The 14,838-nt window shown below is 72.0% G+C and carries 17 protein-coding genes; 11 read left to right on the forward strand and 6 right to left on the reverse strand.

Translation table 11 applies throughout. The features are described from left to right. The first annotated feature begins 45 nt into the window (after nt 1–45). From AH6_RS06790 to AH6_RS06800, 3 genes are read left to right on the forward strand one after another with little or no spacing between them, the layout of a single operon-like run. Nucleotides 46–636: a nucleotidyltransferase gene (locus AH6_RS06790; RefSeq protein ID WP_245679206.1), complete on the forward strand. Its 591-nt coding sequence runs from the start codon at nt 46–48 to the stop codon at nt 634–636. Then, nucleotides 633–869 (forward strand): BON domain-containing protein, encoded by a 237-nt coding sequence (locus AH6_RS45240; protein ID WP_067475342.1) that lies wholly within the window; start codon nt 633–635, stop codon nt 867–869. Before AH6_RS06790 ends, AH6_RS45240 begins: the two co-directional genes overlap by 4 nt. Further along, nucleotides 866–1,597, forward strand: coding sequence for a metallophosphoesterase family protein (locus AH6_RS06800; protein ID WP_067475344.1), 732 nt, complete (start codon nt 866–868; stop codon nt 1,595–1,597). The genes AH6_RS45240 and AH6_RS06800 overlap by 4 nt, the downstream gene beginning before the upstream one ends. Nucleotides 1,598–1,650: 53 nt before the next feature. Here the strand turns inward: AH6_RS06800 and AH6_RS06805 are convergent, their stop codons facing one another. Both AH6_RS06805 and AH6_RS06810 read right to left on the reverse strand, forming a co-directional pair. Next, nucleotides 1,651–2,682 carry a DNA topoisomerase IB gene (locus tag AH6_RS06805; RefSeq protein WP_067475347.1) on the reverse strand — a complete coding sequence of 344 codons (1,032 nt, stop codon included), beginning with the start codon at nt 2,680–2,682 and terminating at the stop codon, nt 1,651–1,653. Beyond that, a complete protein-coding gene (locus AH6_RS06810) occupies nt 2,679–3,527 on the reverse strand; it encodes an SDR family oxidoreductase (RefSeq protein ID WP_067475350.1) in 849 nt (282 codons plus the stop codon). The genes AH6_RS06805 and AH6_RS06810 overlap by 4 nt, the downstream gene beginning before the upstream one ends. Before the next feature lie 197 nt (nt 3,528–3,724). Here AH6_RS06810 and AH6_RS06815 point away from each other — a divergent pair, with 197 nt between their 5' ends. The 3 genes from AH6_RS06815 to AH6_RS06825 all read left to right on the forward strand — a co-directional run bounded on the left by AH6_RS06815 (nt 3,725) and on the right by AH6_RS06825 (nt 6,469). Further along, nucleotides 3,725–4,498: an SDR family oxidoreductase gene (locus AH6_RS06815; RefSeq protein WP_067475353.1), complete on the forward strand. Its 774-nt coding sequence runs from the start codon at nt 3,725–3,727 to the stop codon at nt 4,496–4,498. Between the two features lie 8 nt (nt 4,499–4,506). Next, complete coding sequence (locus AH6_RS06820; RefSeq protein ID WP_067475356.1) at nt 4,507–5,271, forward strand: crotonase/enoyl-CoA hydratase family protein; 765 nt, start codon at nt 4,507–4,509, stop codon at nt 5,269–5,271. Nucleotides 5,272–5,398: 127 nt separating this feature from the next. Beyond that, on the forward strand, nt 5,399–6,469 hold the full coding sequence (locus tag AH6_RS06825; RefSeq protein WP_067475360.1) for a hypothetical protein: 1,071 nt from the start codon (nt 5,399–5,401) through the stop codon (nt 6,467–6,469). Between the two features lie 4 nt (nt 6,470–6,473). Here the strand turns inward: AH6_RS06825 and AH6_RS06830 are convergent, their stop codons facing one another. After that, the gene (locus AH6_RS06830; protein ID WP_157431306.1) at nt 6,474–7,196 is read right to left on the reverse strand and encodes a hypothetical protein; all 723 of its coding nucleotides are present in this window, start codon (nt 7,194–7,196) and stop codon (nt 6,474–6,476) included. Between the two features lie 174 nt (nt 7,197–7,370). On the opposite strand from AH6_RS06830, the gene AH6_RS06835 reads away from it, so the two are divergent. The 3 genes from AH6_RS06835 (at nt 7,371) to AH6_RS06845 (ending at nt 10,586) form a co-directional block, all read left to right on the forward strand. Further along, a complete protein-coding gene (locus AH6_RS06835; RefSeq protein ID WP_067475369.1) occupies nt 7,371–8,096 on the forward strand; it encodes a response regulator transcription factor in 726 nt (241 codons plus the stop codon). Next, nucleotides 8,096–9,559 carry a sensor histidine kinase gene (locus AH6_RS06840; protein WP_067475372.1) on the forward strand — a complete coding sequence of 488 codons (1,464 nt, stop codon included), beginning with the start codon at nt 8,096–8,098 and terminating at the stop codon, nt 9,557–9,559. Before AH6_RS06835 ends, AH6_RS06840 begins: the two co-directional genes overlap by 1 nt. Nucleotides 9,560–9,791: 232 nt before the next feature. Next, a complete protein-coding gene (locus AH6_RS06845) occupies nt 9,792–10,586 on the forward strand; it encodes a S1C family serine protease (RefSeq protein ID WP_067475375.1) in 795 nt (264 codons plus the stop codon). 173 nt (nt 10,587–10,759) lie between these two features. On the opposite strand, the gene AH6_RS06850 is transcribed toward AH6_RS06845, so the two are convergent. Continuing rightward, nucleotides 10,760–11,530, reverse strand: coding sequence for an oxygenase MpaB family protein (locus AH6_RS06850; RefSeq protein WP_067475378.1), 771 nt, complete (start codon nt 11,528–11,530; stop codon nt 10,760–10,762). A gap of 84 nt (nt 11,531–11,614) precedes the next feature. On the opposite strand from AH6_RS06850, the gene arfB reads away from it, so the two are divergent. Continuing rightward, on the forward strand, nt 11,615–12,040 hold the full coding sequence (gene arfB / locus AH6_RS06855) for an alternative ribosome rescue aminoacyl-tRNA hydrolase ArfB (RefSeq protein ID WP_067475380.1): 426 nt from the start codon (nt 11,615–11,617) through the stop codon (nt 12,038–12,040). Nucleotides 12,041–12,164: 124 nt separating this feature from the next. Here the strand turns inward: arfB and def are convergent, their stop codons facing one another. After that, a complete protein-coding gene (gene def / locus AH6_RS06860; RefSeq protein ID WP_067475381.1) occupies nt 12,165–12,686 on the reverse strand; it encodes a peptide deformylase in 522 nt (173 codons plus the stop codon). Between the two features lie 93 nt (nt 12,687–12,779). Then, nucleotides 12,780–13,895 carry a DivIVA domain-containing protein gene (locus AH6_RS06865; RefSeq protein WP_083982328.1) on the reverse strand — a complete coding sequence of 372 codons (1,116 nt, stop codon included), beginning with the start codon at nt 13,893–13,895 and terminating at the stop codon, nt 12,780–12,782. Between the two features lie 329 nt (nt 13,896–14,224). Between AH6_RS06865 and AH6_RS06870 the strand changes: the two genes are divergently transcribed. Beyond that, the gene (locus AH6_RS06870) at nt 14,225–14,746 is read left to right on the forward strand and encodes a gamma carbonic anhydrase family protein (RefSeq protein ID WP_067475384.1); all 522 of its coding nucleotides are present in this window, start codon (nt 14,225–14,227) and stop codon (nt 14,744–14,746) included. Nucleotides 14,747–14,838: the final 92 nt, after the last annotated feature.

Here is a 14,838-nt window from a genome sequence, read left to right on the forward strand (position 1 = left end):
TCCCTGGGTACCGGCCACGGCGACCGCGACTATCCAGGGGAGCACGTGGGCGAAACGAGCATCGGTATCGAGCCGTCGCAGGCCGCCGCTGAGAGTCTGCTGCTGAGCCTGAAACGGGCGGCAGCCGTGCTGGAGGAGACGGGCGTCCCGTTCGCGTTGGCGGGCGGCTTCGCGGCGTACGCGCGCGGCGCGGCGCAGTCCACCCACGACGTGGACTTCGTGCTGCGCGAGAGCGACGTGGACACCGCGCAACAGGCGCTGGTGGCCGCCGGGATGCGGCCGCAGGAGTGCCCGGAGAACTGGCTGGCCAAGGTGTACGACGGGGATCAGCTCATCGACCTGATCTTCGCGCCCACCAGCCGCCCGGTGGACGACGAGCTGCTGGGCCGCGCCGAGATGATGTCGGTGGCGGCGGTGCGCATGCCCGTGCTGCGCGCCGACGACATGGTCGTCATGCGGCTGCTGGCGTTCAGCGAGACGGCCTGCGACTTCAGCGGGTTCCTGCATGTGTGCCGGGCGCTGCGGGAACAGGTGGACTGGCCGCGCGTGGCGGCCGAGACCGCCGAGTCGCCGTACGCGTACGCGTTCCTCGCCCTGCTGGCCCGGCTCGGTGTCATCGAGGGGGATTTCCTGTGAGCGAGTATCTGGCCGCCCATATCCAGGAGCGGCTCGCGACCGAGGTGCACGAACTCGGCATCACCGTGGACGTCCGCGACGACGTGGTCTACCTGCGAGGGCAGGTGGCCTGCGCGGAGCGGTGCCGCGAGATCGAGGTGGCGGCGCGGATCGCCGCCGAGGGCCGCACGGTCCGCAACGAGGTGTCGGTGGTCCCGGTGCGGGACGCCGAGGGGGAGGAGCAGCTTTCATGATCCGCATCGCGGCGGTCGGGGACCTGCACGTGGCGCCGGAGGTGGCGGGCACCTACCGGGAGCGGCTGGGCGCGCTGCCCGAGCACGCCGACGTGCTGCTGGTGGCCGGCGACCTCACCCGGCACGGCACCGTCGAGGAGGGGAAGGTCGCCGCCGCCGAGCTGCGCGACCTGGGCGTCCCGGTGATCACGGTGCTGGGCAACCACGACCACCACTCCGACGCCGAGGACGAGATCACCAAGGTGCTCGAAGACGCCGGGATCACCGTGCTGGAGGGCGACGGGACCGTGCTGGACTGCGGCGGCACCCGGCTCGGCGTCGCGGGCGGCAAGGGCTTCGGCGGCGGCTTCGCCGGCAAGTGCGCCAGCGACTTCGGCGAGCGGCCCATGAAGGCGTTCGTGGAGGAGACCAAGGACTTCGCGGGCCGCCTCGGCGCGGCGCTGCTCGGCCTGGAGTGCGACGTGCGGGTCTGCCTGACGCACTACGCGCCGGTGCCCGACACGCTGGCCGGGGAGCCGCCGGAGATCTACCCGTTCCTGGGCAGCTACCTGATCGCCGAGGCGATCGACGCGACCGACACCGACCTCGCGATCCACGGGCACGCCCACATGGGCTCGGAGAAGGGCCTGACGCCCGGCGGGGTGCGGGTGCGGAACGTGGCGCTGCCGGTGATCCAGCAGGCGTACGCCGTCTACGCGATGGAGAGCGAGCGGGCCGCGGCGCGCTGACCCGTCTCGCGGCTCCGGCCGGGCTCCCCCCTGGGGGCCCGGCCGTTCGCCGTTCAGGCGTTGCGCAGCAGCTTGTAGACCGCTTCCTCGACGGGGCCCTGGGTGGCCAGCCCGCCGTCGTCGGTGGCCACGCCCAGCTGGGTGAGCGCGGGCCCGATCGTGACGCCCTGCTCGTACAGCTCGATGATCCGGGGGTCGATGTAGGAGGCGCGCGCCACCGCCGGGGTGTTGCCCAGGTAGGACGCGACCTCCTGCACCACCCGGCTCACTGCGCGCTTGCGCTTGGCCTCGGTGTCGTCGGCCTCGACCGACACCGCCAGGCCCACCGCGGCGAGGACGGTGGCGTGCCAGGTGCGGAAGTCCTTGGCGGTGAAGTCGCCCTCGGTGACCTCGCGCACGTAGTCGTTGATGTCGGAGGTCGTGACGTCGTGCCAGCCGCCGGGCACGCGGTAGGCGAGCAGTTCGGGGCCCTCGTCCTTGCGCCGCTTGAGGCCGTTGACGACCTTGCACACGTCGGGTTCGGCGACCGACTGGTGGCGCTCCTTGGCGCCCTTGGCCAGGTACTCGAACGTCACCCGCCCACGCCCGCAGGTGACGTGCTCGCGCAGCACCGTCGCCAGCCCGTAGGTGCCGTTCTCGCTGGCGTACTCCTCGCCGCCGATCCGGAAGAAACCCAGGTCGATGAGGCGGACGGCGGCGGCCAGCACGCGTTCGCGGGTGTAGCCGCGCCCCGACAGGTGCGCGGCCAGCGTCTCGCGCACGCGCGGGAGGCACTCGGCGAGGCCAAGGACGCGGTCGTGCTTGGCGCGGTCGCGCTGCTCGCGCCAGCTCGGGTGGTACAGGTACTGGCGGCGGCCCGCCTCGTCGGTGCCCAGGGCCTGGAGATGGCCGTCGGCGTCGGGGCAGATCCACACGTCGGTCCACGCGGGTGGGATCACCAGCGCCTTGATGCGCGTGATCTCGTCGGGGTCGCGGAGCGGTTGCCCGTCAGGGCCCAGGTAGCGGAAGCCGCGCCCGCAGCGGCGCCGGCCGAATCCCGGTTCGGCCGGGTCGCTGCGGGTCAGGTCGTGCAGGACCTCGCTCATCCCGGGTGGATCTCCCCGCCGGCCGGCACCAGGTTCTGCCCGGTGTAGTAGGACGACAGGCGGTCGGCGGCGAAGAAGACGTAGGACGGGGCGATCTCGTCGGGCTGCCCCGCCCGGCCCATCGGCGCCTGCTTGCCGAACTCCTCCACCTTCTCCTCGGGGAAGGTGGCCGGGATCAGCGGCGTCCACACCGGCCCCGGCGAGACCGCGTTGACCCGTATCCCCTTCTCCATCAGGTTCTGCGCGAGAGACTGGGCCAAGGCGACCGCGGCGGCCTTGCTGGCCGAGTAGTCGATCAGCGTCTTGTTGCCGCGCAGGGCGTTGATGGAGCCGGTGATGACGATCGAGGAGCCCTCGCCGAGGTGGTCCAGGGCTTCCTGGACGGTCCAGAACAGCGAGAACACGTTCACCTCGAACGTGCGCCGCAGCTGCGCGCCGTCGATCTCGCGGACGTCGTCCACCGGCTCCTGCGTGCCGTGGTGCAGCACCAGCACGTCCAGGCCCCCCAGGTCCCGGACGGCGTGCCTGACGATCTCGCGCGCGTGCCGCTCCTCGGCCAGGTCGCCGCCGAAGGTGACGCACCTGCGCCCCTCCGCCTCCACCAGCTTGGCGGTGTGGCGGGCGTCGTCGTCCTCCTCCAGGTAGGTGATCGCGACGTCCGCGCCCTCCTTGGCGAACGCGACGGCCACCGCGCGGCCGATGCCCGAGTCGCCGCCCGTGATCAGCGCGCGCCTGCCCGCCAGCAGCCCGCTGCCGGTGTAGCCGCGCATCTCGTCGTGCGGTTCGGGTGTCATCTCCCCGGTGCGACCGGGGTAGGACTGGCTCTGTGCTGGTCGTTCGCTCATGGTCTCCCCTCCCATGATCCGGATCCGATCCGGACTCCGGCGAGTGCCCGGCGGCGTGCGCGACAAACCCGGCCCGTAGTGTGACTTGCGAGTAACTTCGCACTTCCGGCTTGCCCGGAGGGGCTGGCAGAGTGTGGGGTGACCTGTGGGTAACATCACCCCGAATCACATTCGGTTCCTGACGTAAGGTGCTGCTTATGGACCTGAACGGAGTTTCCGCCGTCGTTTCCGGTGGTGCGAGCGGCCTTGGCGAGGCCACGGTTCGCGCCCTGGCCGCCGACGGCGCCAAGGTAGTGGTGGCCGACCTCAACGAGGACCGGGGCAAGGCCCTGGCCGACGAGGTCGGCGGCGTGTTCGTCAAGACCGACGTCTCCGACGAGACGCAGGTGCAGGCCGCCGTCCAGGCCGCCGTCGACACCGGCGCGCCGCTGCGCGTCATCGTCAACAGCGCCGGCATCGGCTGGGCCTCGCGCACCGTGGGCCGCGACGGCTCGCCGCACGACCTGGCGACCTTCCAGAAGGTGATCCAGGTCAACCTGATCGGCACCTTCAACCTGATGCGCATCGGCGCGGCCGCGATCTCCCAGACCGAGCCCGCCGACGCCGACGGCCTGCGCGGCGTGGTGATCAACACCGCGTCCATCGCCGCGCTGGAGGGCCAGACCGGCCAGGTCGCCTACTCCGCCTCCAAGGGCGGCATCGTGGGCATGACGCTGCCGGCCGCGCGCGACCTGGCCGCCATCGGCGTCCGCGTCAACACCGTGTGCCCGGGGATCATCGACACCCCGATCTACGGCGAGGGCCCCGAGTCGGAGGCGTTCAAGGCCAAGCTGGCCGCGCCGGTGCCCTTCCCCAAGCGCATGGGCAAGGCCGGCGAGTTCGCGCACCTGGTCAAGTCCCTGATCGAGAACGACTACATGAACGGCGAGACCATCCGTTTCGACGGTGGCATCCGTTTCCAGCCGAAGTGAGGCACTGAATGTCGGACGCGGTTCGCACCGAGGAAGACGGCGCCGTCCTCGTCATCACCATCAACCGCCCGCAGGCCAGGAACGCGGTCAACGGTGAGGTGGCGCAGGGCATCGCCGCGGCGATCGAGGAGCTGGACTCCCGCAAGGACCTGTCGATCGGCGTGCTGACCGGCGCCGGCGGCACCTTCTGCGCCGGCATGGACCTCAAGGGCTTCCTGACCGGGGACAACCCGATCGTGGAAGGCCGCGGGTTCGCCGGGATCGTCGAGCGCCCGGCCGCCAAGCCGCTGATCGCCGCCGTCGAGGGCTACGCCCTGGCCGGCGGGTGCGAGGTGGCGCTGGCCTGCGACATGATCGTGGCGGCGAAGGACGCGCAGTTCGGGCTGCCCGAGCCCAAGCGCGGCCTGGTCGCGGCGGGCGGCGGGCTGCTGCGGCTGCCGCAGCGCATCCCGTTCCACATCGCGATGGAGATCGCCCTCACCGGCGACAAGTACTCCGCCGAGCGCATGGCCGAGCTGGGCTTCGTCAACCGGCTCACCGACAGCGGCGGCGCGCTCGCCGCCGCCAAGGAGCTGGCGCTGAAGGTGGCCGAGAACGCGCCGCTGGCGCTGGCCGCCACCAAGAAGATCATCGTCGAGTCCGCGGACTGGACCGACGAGGAGGCGTGGGCCAAGCAGGGCGAGATCGTCATGCCCGTCTTCGGCTCCAAGGACGCCATGGAGGGCCCGGCGGCCTTCGCCGAGAAGCGCAAGCCGGTCTGGAAGGGCGAGTAGCCCTTTCATGCGATCGCCCGGCGGCTCCCGGCCGCCGGGCGTTTCCTTTTAGAAGATCCCTCTTACTTGCGGGTAAGTCTTCCCGTACTCTTTTGTCCGCCTTGCGACTGATCTTGGGAGCGGACAGATGAGAAGGAACACGATCCTGGCGGCGTCCACGGCCCTCGCCTGCGGAGCCGGTCTCGTCCTGACCGCCGCTCCCGCGCACGCCGCGGCCTGGCGCAACATCGCCAGCCCCGCGCTGAACTACAACGGCTCGCTGGAGCGCGTCGACTTCGCCGACAAGAACACCGGCTGGGCGGTCGGCAACGCGGGCAACTTCCTGTCGCCCAAGGCCGCGCTGGTCCGCTGGAACGGCAAGGGCTGGGCGGGCCAGAGCAGCCCCGTCGGCTTCACCCCCACCGACGTGGCGGCGGGCAACGCCAAGCGCGCCTGGGTCGTCGGCTTCAACCTGTCGGGCCCGGTCTCCATCTACTGGAACGGGACCAAGTGGGCCAAGGCCGCCTACCCGATGGTCGGGATGCCCTCCCAGGTCTCGGCCGGGCTCGACGGCACCGCCTACTCGATCGCGGGCCTGGACGCCACCGCCGGCGGCCCCAGCGCGATCCTGCGCTGGACGGGCACGGCGTGGGCCGACGCCAAGGTGCCGCTGCCGCCGTCCTCGTCGATCACCGCCGTGGACGTGCGCGCCAAGAACAACGTCTGGCTCGCCGGGACGACCAGCGACGGCCGCGCGGTCACCGGGATCGTGCTGCACTACAACGGCTCGACCTGGAAGCGCATCAACGTGCCGGGCGCAATGGGCGTGCCCGCCTACCAGGCCGTCCTGACCCGCGTCGCGGTCTCCGGGAGCAACGTCTACGTCCAGCGCGCCGCCCAGTACGCACAGACCACCAACGCCCTCCTCCAGTGGAACGGCAAGACCTGGCGCACCCTCAACAACCCGGGCAACGCCATCGGCACGGGCCTGACCGCCGACGGTAAGGGCGGCGCGATCGTGCTGCCGGTGACCAACGGCACCAAGACCCAGTACCTGCACTTCAACGGCACCTCGTGGGCGTCGGTCTACGGCCCGGCCCGCTCGGGCAAGGTGCAGGCGGGCGACGCCGACCAGCGTCCCGGCACCACCGGCATCGTGAGCGCGGGGACGGCGACCGCCTCGAACAAGAAGGTGCCTTTTATCGAGTACTTCGGCTGACCGGTCAGCTGGGGACGCTCTCCGGGACCGCTTCCGGCTCCGGGGAGGTCTCCGGGGCGGTCGGGGTCGGTTCCGGCGTGTCGGTGATGCTCGGGGACGGTGTCGGCTCGGGCGGCGTGGTGGGGCAGTCCGCCGCGTCCGTCCCGTCGGTTCCTTCCGTTTCTTCCGGCGCGGTCGGCTGCGGGCAGGTGTCCGGCGTCAGCGGGGTGATCGACGCGGTCGGCGTCGGCAGGGTCGTGACGCGCTTGGCCGCGTAGCGGGGCGCGGACTTCTCCTTCTGGTCGTCCTGCACCCGGATTCCGCTGACGCCGGGGCGCGGCTTGAGAACGGCGACGTTGCCCTGCGCCTGGAATTCGTACTCGCCATTGACGAGAAAGGTCATCTTCATCGAGCGCTTGATCTTGACGAGGTAGTCGCGGACGATCCCGCCCACCGTTCTGCGCACGATCAGGAGGGTCTCGCCCGGCAGCACCTGCCGGTGCTGGAGCGACTGCTGGAGCGAGAACGAGCCCACCGGCGTCACGATGTGCGGGCTGGCCTTGAGCCCGATGTTCCCGCCCGCGTCGATGGACAGTTCGATCGGCAGCAGCGGCGGCTGGTAGGACACCTCGGTGCCGCCCGGGTCCTCGCAGGCGGTCAGCATCATCGGAAAGGCGAGGGCGACGGCGAACGCCTTCATTTCCCGGCGGTCGCGGAAAACCGCCGGGCGGGGGGAGAGATCGGGCACGGGCTTTTTCCTTTCGCTTTCCGGCTGAATGGTTAGAGGGCGGCCCGGCAGGAAAGGTTCTTGATCCATGTGAGGTGCCTCACAGCGGAGGTGACGCCGAGGAGCTGCTCGGCGCGCGTTCAGGGTCCTTTCAGGTTGGGGTGGCATCCTCGCCGTGATTGCGGAGGGGTTCTCTTGGCTGAACAAGCGGTGAGCGGCACGGGCAAGGCGCCGGAGGCGACCCTGCTCGTGGTCGAGGACGAGCCGAACATCCGGGAACTGCTGGCGGGCAGCCTGCGGTTCACCGGCTTCGAGGTGGTGACCGCCGACAACGGCGCCGACGCCGTGCAGGCCGCGCGGCGGCACCGGCCCGACCTGATCGTGCTGGACGTGATGTTGCCCGACATCGACGGCTTCGACGTCGCGCGGCGGTTGCGCTCGGGCGGCGACCACACCCCGGTGTTGTTCCTGACCGCGCGGGACGCGGTGCAGGACCGCATCAAGGGGCTGACGATCGGCGGCGACGACTACGTCACCAAGCCGTTCAGCCTGGAGGAGGTCATCGCCCGCATCCGGGCGGTGCTGCGCCGGTTCCGGGGCGGGGCGGCCGAGCCCGCGCCGCGCATGGTCTTCGCCGACGTCGAGCTGGACGAGGACAGCCACGAGGTGTGGCGCGGCGGCAAGGTGATCGCGCTGTCGCCGACCGAGTTCAAGCTGCTGCGCTACTTCATGGCCAACGCCGGGCGCGTGTTGTCCAAGGCCCAGATCCTCGACCACGTGTGGAACTACGACTTCCAGGGCGACGCCGGGATCGTCGAGTCCTACGTGTCGGCGCTGCGCCGCAAGGTCGACAACGCCGAGCCCCGGCTGATCCACACCCTGCGCGGGGTGGGCTACGTGCTGCGCGAGCCGCCGGGCTGATGGCCTGGCTTCGGGGGCTGGCCGGCCGCACGCCGCTGCGGGTCAAGCTCATCGCGGGCATGCTGGCGCTGGTGGCGCTGGCGCTGACGGTGATGAGCGTGACCGGCGCGTGGGTGCTGAACCAGTACCTGGTGGAGCGCGCCGACAGCCAGCTCCGCAACACCGTCGGCCGCGCCGTCAACCAGGTGAACCGGCAGCTGCACCGCCAGGACGGGCTGCGCATCTCGCTGCCCAGCGAGATCTATGCGCAGGTGCAGGCCCCCGACGGGCGGGTCGTGGACGAGGAGGCCGCCGACGGCGCGACCGGCCGTCCGGTGCTGCCGCCCGACCTGCGGCAGCGGCTGGACGTGCCGTTCACCGCGCCGAACCAGGAGCGCGGCGGCGCGCCGTGGCGGGTGCTGGCCGAGCCGCTGCCCGGCCGCCTGGTGGTCGTCATCGGGCTCAGCATGGACGAGATGCAGCGCACGGTGGGGCGGCTGGTCACCATCGACGTGATCGTCGGCATGCTGGTGCTGGGCGGGCTGACGGTGCTGGGCGTGTGGGTGGTGCGGTTCAGCCTGCGGCCGCTGTCGGCCATCGAGGCGACCGCCGGGGCCATCGCCGCCGGCGACCTGTCCCGGCGCGTCCCGGCCGCCGACCCGCGCACCGAGGTGGGCCGGCTCGGCCGCTCGTTCAACGCGATGATCGCGCAGATCGAGGCGGCGTTCGGGGCGCGCGCGGAGTCGGAGGCGGCGGCGCGCCGCTCGGAGGAGAACGCGCGCCGCTCGGAGGAGCGCATGCGGCGCTTCGTCGCCGACGCCTCGCACGAGCTGCGCACGCCGCTGACGGCGATCCGGGGCTTCGCCGAGTTCTACCGGCAGGGCGCGGCGCGCACCCCCGAGGAGCTGGACCGGCTGATCAAGCGCATCGAGGAGACCGCGTCCCGGATGGGGCTGCTGGTGGAGGACCTGCTGCTGCTGGCCCGGCTGGACCGGCAGCGCCCGGTCGAGCGCCGCCCGGCCGACCTGCTGGCGGTGGCGGCCGACGCCGTCCAGGAGGCCCGGGTCGTGGCCCCGGACCGCCGCATCGACCTGGCGGTCGAGGGCGGCACCGCCTACCAGGTGCTAGGTGACGAGCCGCGACTGCGCCAGGTGTTCGGCAACCTGCTGGCGAACGCGGTCGCGCACACCCCCGAGAGCACGCCGGTGGAGGTCCGGTTGTCGCCGGGCGTCCTGCGCGGCGCGCCCGCCGCCGTCTGCGAGGTCGCCGACCGCGGGCCGGGGCTGACGCCCGAGCAGGCCGAGCGGGTCTTCGAGCGTTTCTACCGGGCCGACAAGGCGCGCAGCCGCGAGGACGGCGGCACCGGGCTGGGCCTCGCGATCGTGGCGGCGCTGGTCGCCGCGCACGACGGGAAGGTCGAGGTGGAGTCGGAACCGGGGGAGGGCGCGGTGTTCCGCGTCATCCTGCCGCTCGCGCCGGACTGACGTTCAGCGGAATCTCAGATTCGCCTCAGGGGCGTTTCAGGGCGGTCGCCAATCCTTGGGACAGAACCTCAGGGGGAGGGACATGAACACCGAACAGCCCAACTTCGCACCGTACGGACAACCGTGGCCGCCCCAATCCGGGCCGTACTCCGCACCGCACCCGGCAACGCATCCGGTATCGCCTGCCGCGCCCGTCCGGGCGGGCTGGTCGGTCCGCCGCCGTCTGGCCGCCATGGGGGCGGCGGCCGCGCTGGCGGTCGGCGCGGGCAGTGCCGGGGCCGCCGTCGCGCTGACGGTGGCCGGGCCCGACACCGTCGCGTCCAGCCCCGTCGCGGTGGCCGGGACCTCCGGCAGGAGCGCCACGGCCGCGCAGGTCGCCGCCGCCGTCCAGCCGAGCGTGGTGTCGGTCCAGACCCGCACCGCCGACGGCACGGGCACCGGCTCGGGCGTCGTGCTGCGCGCCGACGGCATGATCCTGACGAACGCGCACGTCGTGGAGGACGCCGCGCAGGTCACCGTCAAGCTCAGCGACGGGCGCACCGCCTCGGCGCGGGTGCTCGGGACCGACACCGCGCACGACGTCGCGGTGATCCAGGCGAGCGGCGTGTCGGGCCTGAAGCCCGTCGTGCTCGGCGACAGCGACAAGCTGGCCGTCGGTGACCCGGTGCTGGCGCTCGGCAGTCCGCTCGGCCTGGACGGCTCGGTCACCTCCGGCATCGTCAGCGCCCTGGGCCGCCAGATCCAGGAGGGCGACTCCGGCGAGGAGCAGCAGGGCTCGCCGTACACGCGGGAGCAGGTGAGCCGGCAGCCGCAGACGGTCATCGAGAACGCGATCCAGACCGACGCGGCCATCAACCCGGGCAACTCCGGCGGCGCGCTGGTCAACGGGGCCGGGCAGCTCATCGGCGTCAACACCGCCATCGCGACCTCCGGCAGCGGGTCGGGCAACATCGGCGTCGGGTTCGCGATCCCGGTGAACGACGCCAGGAAGGCCGCCGAGAGCATCATCGCGAAGGCGGCCGCTTAAGACTCATCGGCGGGAGCGGTCCGTGCGAGCTCTGGGGGGAGCGGGCGGGCGGACGCTCACGTCCGGTGAAACAGGGCCGCCAAGGACCCGGGCCGGGGTCCTGGCGGTCCAGCATGGGAGAGCACGGCCGCGCGGTTTTCCACGAAACCGCGCGGCCGTGCGGGTTTTCCGGCTCAGAGGAAGCGGCGCATGGCGCGCAGGTAGTACTCGCGCGGGTAGGTCCGTACGCGCAGCGGCAATCTCGGGTACACCAGCGCGAGCACGTCCAGCAGCAGCCGGAAGCGGCGGGCGCGGGCGGCGTTCCACTCCCACCCGTACTGCTCGCGGATCGGCGCGGGCATCAGCCCGGCCGTCAGCAACCGGATCAGGGCGTTGCCGCTGAGCGGCAGCGGCGGGCTGAGCACCTGCTCGGCGACGGCGTGCGAGGCGGGGCTGATCCGGATCGAGTTGACCATGCCGGCGTAGTAGCGGCGGAAGTCGGCGTAGGTGGCGGGCATGCGGTCCTCGGGGCAGCCGAGGATCGTGGCGTAGACCTTGGTCTGGCCGTAGAACCCGGCCAGCTCGTCGTCGGTGAAGGCGCGGCGGAAGACCGCCTGGTAGAACTGCGTGGCCACCGCGAACAGCGTGGCGGCGACCCAGACCTGGAGTTCGGGGTCGTTGGCCTCGTAGCCGGGGCCGGTGACCTGCTCGTGGCCCTTGCGGACCAGCGCGCTGAGCCGCTCGGCGTCGTCGCGGTCGCCGAACTGCACGGTGTAGAGCCAGCCCATGGTGTTGCGCAGGCGGCGTTGCGGGTCCTCGGCGGTGTAGCTGTGGTCGTAGACGCCCTGGGCGACTTTCGGGTGTGCGGTCTGGAGCAGGGACGCCGCCCCGCCCGCCGCGATCAGCAGCCCCTCCCGCCCCACGACGCGGATGAGGTCTCCGTCCTGAAACAGCGCATCGGCCATGCGGACCATCATAAGTAAGTACTTGCTTCTGTGGTGCCGGAAAACGACGCGACATGATCCGCCCACGGTGGGGATAATCGGACCATGCCCGACCAGATCCACGTCCGCGGCTCGGTCTCCGTCCCGGAGGCCGAGCTCAGCTGGCGTTTCTCGCGTTCCTCGGGGCCGGGCGGGCAGCACGTCAACACCAGCGCCACCGCCGCCGAACTCTCCTTCGACGTCGCCAACACGCCGTCCCTGCCGGACGCGCTCCGGGAACGGGCGCTGGCGCGGCTGTCGCACCGCCTGGTCAAGGGCGTGCTGACGATCCGCGCCGAGGAGTACCGCTCGCAGCAGCGCAACCGTGACGCCGCCCGCGCCCGCCTCGCCGCGCTGCTGTCGGAGGCCATCGCGCCGCCGCCGAAGAAGCGCATCCCGAAGAAGATCCCGCGCGGCCTCAACGAGCGCCGCCTGGAGAACAAGCGCCGCCGCTCCGACGTCAAGCGGCAGCGGCAGTCCCGCTGGGACTGACGCCGACTCGCGGCGTCCCACAGGCCGTAGCGTTCCCGCCTGCGGCGTCCTCGGCCCGCAGCGCCGTCCTACAGCCCGCGACGCGCCCGGCCTCAGCGTTCCCGGCCCGCAGCGCCGTCCGCCCTCAGCGGGCCCGGATGGCCCGCATGGCCGCGCGGCGCGTGTCCCCGTCCAGCACGTCGATGTAGACACCGCCGTCCAGGTGGGCGCACTCGTGCTGGAGGCAGCGCGCGAAGTACCCCGTGCCCTCCACCCGCACCGGCGTGCCCTTGACGTCCACGCCCTCCACGACCGCGTGCGAGTAGCGCGGCGTCGGGAAGTTCATGCCCTTCAGCGACAGGCAGCCCTCGGGCTCGACGAGCGTGTCGCCGTCGGCGGCCACCAGCGTGGGGTTGACGACGTGGCCGACGTGGCGGCGGCCCGCGTCATCCTTGCAGTCGTAGGTGAACAGGCGCAGCGGGACGCCGATCTGGTTGCCCGCCAGGCCCGCGCCCTCCGCCTCGTACATGGAGACGAACATGTCCTCCACCAGGCGCTCCAGGGACGCGTCGAACGTGCGGACGGGGTCGCACGCGGTCCGCAACACGGGATCGCCCAGCTGCCTGATGGGACGTACGGTGCCGCGGTCGTTCCTGCCCTTCGCCATACGAAGATCTTATAAAGCGCGGACGGCGCCCCGGCCCCGAACGACCGGAGCCGTGCGGTGGCGGGACGCCGTCCGATGCCTGCGCGTTCGGACTTATTCGGGCTCGACCGGGCCGCGGGCGTGGCGCGGAGCGGAGTCGGTGCCGCCGTCCGGACCCGACAGCGGAGTCGGGGCCTTGACCTGCGGCGGAACCTGCGGAGCGGGGGAGTCGGCGTTCGGCTCGGCGTCGGCGGGCTTGGCGCCCGGGGCCTGGACCGGCTTGGCCTGCACCGGCGGGCCGCTCTGCACGGGCGTGGGCTGGACGGGCTTGGCCTGGGGCGTGACGGGCTTGGGCGCGGCGGGCGCCTGGGACTGCGCCGGCGCGGGCTGGGCGGGCGTGCCCTGGCCGGGAGCGCCCTGCACGGGCGTGGCCTGGACGGGCTTGGCGACCTGCACCGGCTTGGCCTGCACCGGCACGGCCTGGGCGGCGGGCTTGGCCTGCGCGGGCACCGGCTGCTTGCGGGCCGGGGCCTGCTTCACCGCGTCGTCGACCATCTTCTCCAGCGGCCCCGCCTCGTTCTCGGCGGTCAGCAGCCGGTGCAGCGTCTCGTTGATCTCGGTGAGCCGCTGCAACGCCTGGGTGTGGTTGCGGGTGAGCTGGTTCAAGCGCTGGGTGGCGCCCTCGTTGATCACACCGGCGCGGCGCTCGGCCTGGGTCAGGGTGCGCTCGGCCTCCAGCCGGGCGGAGGTCACCGTCTGCTCGGCCTCGTGCTTGGCCGCCGACAACACGCTGTCGGACTCCTTCTTGGCCGAGGCGAGCACGTGGTCGGCCTTCTCCTGGGCCTGGGCGAGGTCGCGGTCGGCGTCCGAGCGGGCCGCCTCGACGATCCGCCCGGACTCGTGCTCGGCCTCCTTGCGGATCTGCCGGCCCCGGTTCTCGGCCTCGGCCACCTTCTCCTTGGCCTCGTCCTCGGCCAGGTTGATGATCTGCCGGAGCCGGTCCGACAGGTCGTCGCCGGTGGGCTTGCGGGCCTCGCGCACCTCGGCCATCTCCCGGCGGGTGCGCTCGACGTCGTCGAGGGCGCGCGCCAGGCGGGCCTCCAGCTCGCGGATCTGGTTCTGGCTGCGGGCGATGAACTCGTCGACCTGGCGGCGGTTGTAGCCGCGCATGACGATCTCGAAGGATTCCTCGCGCAGGAGGTTCGGCAGGATTTCCGCTTCGTTGCTCATGGTGCCTCGGGGATCGTGGCGGGGGTGATCACCCCGTCGGGTCGGAGACGGCGCAGGACACGTCAGGCCAGGTTCGCACCGCCCCGGGAGGGCGGACGCCTCATTATCAAACGCTGGCACCGACTCTTGTCCGGTCCACCCCATTCGCGCAACCGGAACGCCGTTCTCGCTGCCGTTTCTTAACCTGGGCGCACCGACAAGGGGCTCAATTCTAGGAAATTTCCCTTGCGTCCGGTGGCGCGAGCGACCTCCCTCGGTGTGGCGCGCGTCCCTTTTCCGGACCGGGCCGCCGTGCCCCCGGCCACGGGCCGGGTCCTAGCATCGCGGGCATGAACTACGTGGGCTCTTTGGGAACGGACGAACCGGACATCCACCCCGAGGCGTGGGTGGCGCCCGGCGCCGTCGTGGTCGGCAAGGTGACGCTGGGCGCGCGTGCCAACGTCTGGTACGGCTCGGTGCTGCGCGCCGACGACGAGCGCGTGGTGGTCGGCGAGGATTGCAACATTCAGGACCTGTGCTGCATGCACTCCGACCCCGGCATGCCCGCCGTCCTGGAGGACCGGGTCAGCCTCGGCCACAAGGCGATGGTGCACGGCGCGCACGTGGAGACCGGCGCGCTCATCGGCATCGGCGCGATCGTGCTGAACGGCGCCCGCATCGGCGCGCACACCCTGATCGCGGCGGGCGCGCTGGTCCCGCCCGGCAAGCAGATCCCCTCGGGCGTGCTGGTCGCGGGAACCCCCGGCAAGATCGTCCGGGAACTGACCGACGACGACCGCCTGGTGCTGGAGCACACCCCGCCGGTCTACGTCAAGAAGGCCGAACGCCACCGCACGGCCGAGTGGCGCTGAGCCCCTCCCGCCCGGCGGGTACGGCCACCGGGGGCTGACGACCCGGGACCGCGTTTGACTACCATGACGGCGTGGTGTGGGGACCGGGTTAT

It is taken from the genome of Actinomadura hibisca NBRC 15177 (assembly GCF_001552635.1).
Taxonomy (GTDB): domain Bacteria; phylum Actinomycetota; class Actinomycetes; order Streptosporangiales; family Streptosporangiaceae; genus Spirillospora; species Spirillospora hibisca.